Source organism: Halomarina rubra (assembly GCF_023699475.1).
Lineage (GTDB): Archaea > Halobacteriota > Halobacteria > Halobacteriales > Haloarculaceae > Halomarina > Halomarina rubra.
Map to the genome: position 1 here is coordinate 189,077 of NZ_JALXFV010000003.1, position 6,779 is coordinate 195,855.

Here is a 6,779-nt window from a genome sequence, read left to right on the forward strand (position 1 = left end):
ACCAACACGGCCCGAATCGCACGACTGCGGCTCGTCGCCCCCCGACTCGTCGTCCCGAACCCGAGCAGGTAAGTAGTCCCGAGGGAACATCACGATATGACTGGAGTCACACTGGGAGAACCCGACACGCTCGCCGACGCCGGCGAACGCGTCCTCGTCGTCGGCGGCGACCGGCCCATCCGCATCAGCGCGGGCCACCGCCTCATGCACCACGACGGGAAGTGTTCCCGACCCCACGGCCACAACTACGAGATTCGCGTCGAGGTTCGGGGCACTCTGACCGAGGAGGGGTGGGTCGTCGACAAGGGCGACGTGACGGGTATCGTCGACGAGTGGGACCACCGCTTCCTCGTCGAAAGGGGCGACCCGCTGGTCGAGGCGTTCGAGGCGTCGGGCGACGCCGACGGACTCGTCGTCCTCGACCACCCGCCGACGGCGGAGGTGATGGCCGTCCTCCTCGAACGCCGCCTGGCCGAGCGCCTGCCCGAGAACGTCACCGACGTCTCGGTGGCCGTCGCCGAGACCGCCGAACTCTGCGCGGAGTACTAGATGCCCGTCAACGACGACGCGACGACGCTGACCGACCCGTCGACGGGGACCGACGCCCCGAGCGACTCGATGCCCGACGACCTCGACGCGAGCGAGGCGCTGCCCATCAACGAACTGTTCTGCTCGCTGCAGGGCGAGGGGACGCTCGTCGGCACGCCGAGCGTGTTCGTCCGCACCAGCGGCTGTAACCTCCGGTGTTGGTTCTGCGACTCCTACCACACCTCCTGGGAGCCGACCGGTGCGTGGCTGAGCGTCGACGACGTCGTCGAACGCGTCGCCGAGTTCGACGCCGACCACGTCGTGTTGACGGGCGGGGAACCGCTCGTCCACGAGGCGAGCGTCGACCTGCTCGACCGCCTCTCCTCGAAGGGGTACCACACCACCGTCGAGACCAACGGCACCGTCTACCGCGACGCCGCTATCGACCTCGCGAGCGTCAGCCCGAAACTCGCCTCCAGCACGCCTACCCTCGAGAACGCACCCGAAGGCGTCGACGCCGGCGCGTGGGAACAGCGCCACGAGGCCCGGCGCATCGACTACGACGCCCTCGTCGGACTCGTCGAGGCCTACGAGACGCAACTGAAGTTCGTCGTCACAGGGCCCGACGATATGCCCGAGATAGAGACGCTCGTCGAGGAGGTTCGTGACCGCGCGAGCGCCCCGGTGCCGAACGACCGCGTCCTGTTGATGCCCGAGGGCGTCACCCGCGAGCAGGTCGACGAGACCCGAAACACCGTGGCGGACCTCGCGCTGGAACACGGCTATCGCTACACGCCACGCCTCCACGTCGACCTCTGGAACGACGCGCCGGGCACCTGAGCCGACGCCGTCAGCCGACAGCACCGCCGGAGAACACCCCCGACACACCACTCATGACCGACGACCACGACGCGACCGACCGTACCGACACGACCGACCGAGACAGCGCTACAGACGGCAGCGAGCGCCCCCGAGCCGTGGTTCTCGTCTCCGGAGGGATGGACTCTGCGACGACCGTCGCGGAGGCCATCGACCGGGGCTACGACCCGCTGTTCTTGCACACCTCCTACGGCCAGCGTACCGAGACCCGCGAGGCAGAGTGCGCCGAGTTGCTCGCCACGGACTTCGACGCGCTCGACACGCTCCACGTCGAGACCGACCACCTCGCGCGCATCGGGGCCTCGTCGCTCACCGACGAGGCGATGGCCGTCGAGGACGCCGAGATGAGTGAGGAGAGTGAGGACGACGAGGAGGAGGAGATTCCGAACACCTACGTCCCGTTCCGCAACGCCAACCTGCTGGCGATGGCCGTCTCCTACGCCGAGGCCCAGGACGCCGAGGCGGTGTTCGTCGGCGCGCACTCCGAGGACTACGCGGGCTACCCCGACTGCCGCCCCGAGTTCTTCGAGGCGTTCGAGCGGGTCGTCGACGTCGGGACGCGCCCGGAGACGACCATCGACGTCGAAGCGCCGTTCGTCGAGTGGTCGAAGACCGACATCGTCGAACGCGGCACCGAGTTGGACGTCCCGTTCGAACACACGTGGTCGTGCTACCGCGACGAACAGCCGGCGTGTGGGACGTGTGACTCCTGTGCCTACCGCCTCCAGGCGTTCCAGCGGGCCGGCGAGCGGGACCCTATCGAGTACGCCGAACGACCGAACTACCTCGACTGAGCGGACGTGCGACGACGCCGCGAGACGACCTGACACCGAACCGAAGTCCGTGGCGTTAAGCCACGCCGCGCGCCACCCCCTGTCATGCGACTGGAGGACTACTGGGGCGTCGGACCGAAGACCGCCGCACTGTTGCGCGAGGAGTTGGGCGAGGAGGCGGCCATCGAGGCCATCGAAGCCGCGGACGGTCGGACGCTCGTCGCCGCGGGCCTGCCCAGCGGGCGGGCCACGCGCATCCTCCGCCGGGTCCAGGGCGGCGACGGGATGGACCTGCTCGCCACGCGAGACGCACGCTCGGTCTACCGGAACCTCGTCTCGCAGGCCGAGTCGTTCGCCGTGACGGGCTACGCCGCCGACCGAGTTCGTGTCCTGACGCCGCTGCGCGACCGCGAGGCAATCGAAGAGCGCCTGGCAGACGTCACCGCCGCGGTCGACTCCTGGCGGGCGCTGGACGACGACACCCGAGAGGCCGTCGTCGCGGCGTTCGAGGCCCACGACGACCGGGCCGGGACGGCGGCCGCGGTGGAGACCGCGCTCGCCCTGCGAGACACCGGGGTCTCGGAGGGCGTCTTCGCGCCGCTGGCTGACCTCGACGCGGAGACGCTCCGGGAGTCGGCGGTCGCCCTCCGTGCACTGGAAGCGGAGGGGGTCGGCGAGGGCGCGGACGAGGAGTTGGACCGACTTCGAGCGGCCCTCGGCGAGGTCGAGGACATGACCGCCGACGCGGGCAGCGTCGCCGAGTCGGTGCAGTCCGCCGCGCGCGACGCCAGCGACTTCCGCGACGCGATGCTGCGCGAGATCACCTCGGAGTCGCGGGTCGAGCGCGAGACGGTCCGCGACGCGATGCCCGACGACGCCATCGACACCACCGCGTTCGCGACCGAGACGCTCCGGACGCTGTCGACGGACCTCCGCGAGCGCGTCCACGACCGCGAGCAGGCCGTCCGCGAGTCACTGGAGGGGGACGTCGAAGCTGGTCGCGACGCCGTCGACGCGGCCGTCGAGACGGTAGACGACGTGGCGCTGCAGGTGTCGCTGGCGCGCTTCGCCGTCGCGTTCGACCTCCGTGCACCCACCTTGGTCGAGGGCGACGCGCTGGCGATGCGCGGCGCACGCAACCTCGACCTGCTGGCGGCGGACGTCTCGGTCCAGTCGGTCGACTACGCCGTCGGCGACCACTCGCTGGGCGGGGAGGCTCCCTCGGGCGACCGCGTGGCGGTGCTGACGGGCGCGAACTCCGGGGGGAAGACGACGCTTCTGGAGACGCTCTGTCAGGTCGCGCTGCTCGCGCACATGGGGCTGCCCGTGCCCGCCGAGGAGTGCGAAGTGGGGCTGGTGGACTCGCTCGTGTTCCACCGCCGGCACGCCTCGTTCAACGCAGGCGTCCTCGAATCGACGCTGCGTTCGGTCGTCCCGCCGCTGACCACGGAGGGCCGGACGCTGATGCTCGTCGACGAGTTCGAGGCCATCACCGAACCGGGCTCTGCGGCGGACCTGCTCCACGGCCTCGTGACGCTCACCGTCGAACGCGACGCGCTGGGGGCGTACGTCACCCACCTCGCCGAGGACCTCGAACCGCTCCCCGAGGTCGCTCGCGTGGACGGCATCTTCGCGGAGGGATTGACCCCCGACCTCGAACTGGAGGTCGACTACCAGCCACGGTTCGGCACCGTGGGGCGCTCGACGCCGGAGTTCATCGTCTCGCGTCTCGTCGCCGAGGCGAGCGACACGAACGAGCGGATGGGCTTCGAGACGCTCGCAGCGTCGGTCGGTCAGGAGGTCGTCCAGCGGACGCTCGCGGACGTGCGGTGGTCGGCCGAGGAGGGCGACTGATACCTAGAAGTCGCCCAGCGAGGTCTGGTTGCGTCTGAGCGCCTGGGCGTCGTAGCCCAGCGAGACGCAGTGGTCGGCGAACTCGGCGGCGAAGCCGTGTTGGGTGTAGACCATCTCGGGGTCGACCCGTTCGACGACGGCGACTAACTCGGAGAAGTCGCAGTGGTCCGAGAGCACGAACGTCTCGTCGTAGTCCCCGCGGAACTTGAACGACGAGTCGCTGGCCCACCCCGAGAACCCCACCTTCGTCGCACCGGTCTCCTCGACGATGCGGTTCACGAACGTCAGCTTGCTCGTCTGCGAGGGCAGTATCAACACGTCCTCCTCGCCCAACTCGGTGGCCTCGCGGTAGCGCCGCGCCCCGTAGTCGACACCCTCCACCGACTCGATAGCGCGGTTGATGCGTGCGGTCGCCTTCGTCACGTACGGTCTGGGCCGCGAGGAGCGCTCGACGAGCAGTTCGAGCGCCTGCGCCCGGCCGAGCGTGTAGCCGAAGAGGAGCAGTGGACCGTCGCTGTCGTCGAGGAAGTCGACGATGTCGCGTTCCAACTCGGCCTGTGGGGCGAACTCGTACTCGGGTTTCCCGTAGGTGGTCTCGATCACCAGCGTGTCCGCGTCGGGCGCGTCCAACCCGTCCATCCCGAAGCGCTCGCGGGTCGAGCAGTCGCCGGTGTAGAGCGTCCGGTAGCCGCTGTCGGGGTCGGTGACGAGCGTCGCCCGAGAGCCGGGGATGTGACCCGCCGGCGAGAGGTCGACGTAGGGGTGGTCCTCGCGGGTCCGTGGGTGGGGTTCGTCCTCGCGACGGGCGCGGGCGAGGGCGGCCGTCAGGTCCGAGCAGACCACCTCGTCGGGCGCGTCGCGGTAGAGGTGGTCGCCGTGGGCGTGGCTCAGCACGTTCACGTCGCCGTCGGGGGCGTCGGCGTCACAGACGACGCGCTCGCCCGAGTCGAGGGTGAGTTCGACGCCGTCGCGCAGGCGGACTCCGGTCACTACTTCGGTGAGGGGACGCGGACACGTGAGCGTTGTCGCCGCCAGCGCAGGCACCCCTCTGCAGACCGCCCGAGCACCGACACGTCACTGCCCCTCGAACAACTCACCGACCCGCTCGACGGTGTCGGCGTCCTCGGGTGCGAGGTCCTCGCGGATGCGGACGAACCGGGGGAACCGCAACGCGTAGCCCGAGGCGTACTCCGTCGAGGCCTGTATCTCCTCGTACTCGATCTCGAGGACCAGTTCCGGTTGGAGGTCCAGCAGTCGGCCGTCGCGGTCGACGACGAGCGCTTCGAGACGGTCGGTTATCTCTCGTAGCTCCTCGTCGGTGTAGCCCGTCGCGAGGCGACCGACCTCGACGAACGCGTCGTCCTCGGGGTCGTAGGCGGCGAGGAACAGTCGCCCGAGCCAGTCGCTGCGTCGCCCCTCGCTGTACTGTGCGCGCGGGACGACGAGGTCCAGCGGCTCCATCGTCGGCTTCACCTTCATCATCGCACCGACGCGACGACCCGGCTGGTGGGTCGCGTCGAGGTTCTTCAGCATTAACCCCTCGTGGCCCGCGTCGAGGGCGTCGGCGTAGAACGACTCGGCGACGTCGAGCGCTTCCGCCCGACTGTCGCAGTCGGCGAGCGAACGGTGGGTCGCGCGTTCGAGCGCCATCGGCTCGGGGTCGAGCAGGCCGTCGAGACGGTCGAGGCGGTCGCGGAGCGGCGCGTCGAGCAGCGACTCGCCGTCGACCGCGAGGCAGTCGAACAGGAAGACGACGGCGGGAATCTCCTCGGCGAGGCGGTCGACGCCGTTCTCGCGTTTGATGCGCCGGGAGAACTCCTGGAAGACGACCGGCCGCTCGGTGTCGGGGTCGTAGCCGACGGCCTCGCCGTCGAGGACACACGAGTCGGCGGTGACGGCCTCGCGGACGGCCGCGACGACGTCGGGGAACTGCTCGGTGACGTCCTCCAGCCGACGGGTGAACACCCGCACGTCGTCGCCGTCGACGTGAATCTGGATGCGTGCGCCGTCGTACTTGTGTTCGAGGAGGACGCTCGACGGGGCGGGGGCGACGCTGTCGAGGCCGTCGTCGAGACCCTCGGCCTTCTCCGCGAGCATCGACTTCACCGGGCGAAACAGGTCGATTCCGAGCGTAGCGAGGCCCTCGACACCCTCGTCGCGGGCGGCGGTCGCCACGAGCGGGAAGTCGTTGGTCACCTGGTGGGCACGGTCGACCGCCGCCACCGCGGCGTCCGTGACGAGCGTGTCGCCGTCGCCCGCCCCGTCGAGGAAGGCGAGGGCGATGGCGTCTCTGACGGTGCCCTCGCCGATGCCGACGCGCAGGTGGCCCAGCGCGGTCCGGACGACGTAGCGCGCCTCCTCCGGGTCGGCGTCGCTGACGAGGCCCGCGACGGCGTCGACCCGGCGGTCCCGACTGCCCGCCCCCTCGTACGTCGCGAGGTCGCGAAGCGTGTCGTACACCCGACGGACCGTGAGCGGGGTCGAGAACAGCGTGCGCTGAGCGGCGTGTTCGACGGCCCACGCCGCGGCGTCGCCGAGGTCGCCCGTCGCCTCCCACTCGCGGTCGACGCGGTCGGCGTCGACGCCGGTCGCCTTCGCCACCGCCCGGCGGGTGAGCGACGAGGAGACCCCGAGGTCGAGCGAGCGCCAGGCGGGTGCGACTCTCCCGCGGACGAGCGTCACGAGCACGGGGAGTAGGTCGGCGTCCGCGGTGGCGTCCGCGTCGGCGGGTGAGTCGGCGGGCGG

The 6,779-nt window shown here is 70.4% G+C and carries 6 protein-coding genes; 4 read left to right on the plus strand and 2 right to left on the minus strand.

From position 1 onward, the window contains the following. The first annotated feature begins 96 nt into the window (after positions 1-96). The 4 genes from M1L36_RS06165 (at position 97) to M1L36_RS06180 (ending at position 4,034) form a co-directional block, all read left to right on the plus strand. Positions 97-549, plus strand: a complete 453-nt coding sequence (locus M1L36_RS06165; protein ID WP_250872848.1) for a 6-pyruvoyl trahydropterin synthase family protein — start codon at positions 97-99, stop codon at positions 547-549. Next, positions 550-1,368 (plus strand): 7-carboxy-7-deazaguanine synthase QueE, encoded by an 819-nt coding sequence (locus tag M1L36_RS06170; protein WP_250872849.1) that lies wholly within the window; start codon positions 550-552, stop codon positions 1,366-1,368. Positions 1,369-1,421: 53 nt separating this feature from the next. Then, positions 1,422-2,201 (plus strand): 7-cyano-7-deazaguanine synthase QueC, encoded by a 780-nt coding sequence (gene queC, locus M1L36_RS06175; protein ID WP_305794366.1) that lies wholly within the window; start codon positions 1,422-1,424, stop codon positions 2,199-2,201. Between the two features lie 84 nt (positions 2,202-2,285). Next, the gene (locus M1L36_RS06180) at positions 2,286-4,034 is read left to right on the plus strand and encodes a MutS-related protein (protein WP_250872850.1); all 1,749 of its coding nucleotides are present in this window, start codon (positions 2,286-2,288) and stop codon (positions 4,032-4,034) included. A 3-nt stretch (positions 4,035-4,037) separates the two neighbouring features. Here the strand turns inward: M1L36_RS06180 and M1L36_RS06185 are convergent, their stop codons facing one another. Next, complete coding sequence (locus M1L36_RS06185; RefSeq protein ID WP_250872851.1) at positions 4,038-5,024, minus strand: mRNA 3'-end processing factor; 987 nt, start codon at positions 5,022-5,024, stop codon at positions 4,038-4,040. A gap of 84 nt (positions 5,025-5,108) precedes the next feature. After that, on the minus strand, positions 5,109-6,779 hold a 1,671-nt coding region (locus M1L36_RS06190), incomplete at its 5' end, for an ATP-dependent DNA ligase (RefSeq protein ID WP_250872852.1).

Coding starts and splice junctions, on each gene's coding strand:
- M1L36_RS06165 (WP_250872848.1), top strand. CDS start 97: ATGACTGGAGTCACACTGGGAGAACCCGACACGCTCGCCGACGCCGGC.
- M1L36_RS06170 (WP_250872849.1), top strand. CDS start 550: ATGCCCGTCAACGACGACGCGACGACGCTGACCGACCCGTCGACGGGG.
- queC (WP_305794366.1), top strand. CDS start 1,422: ATGACCGACGACCACGACGCGACCGACCGTACCGACACGACCGACCGA.
- M1L36_RS06180 (WP_250872850.1), top strand. CDS start 2,286: ATGCGACTGGAGGACTACTGGGGCGTCGGACCGAAGACCGCCGCACTG.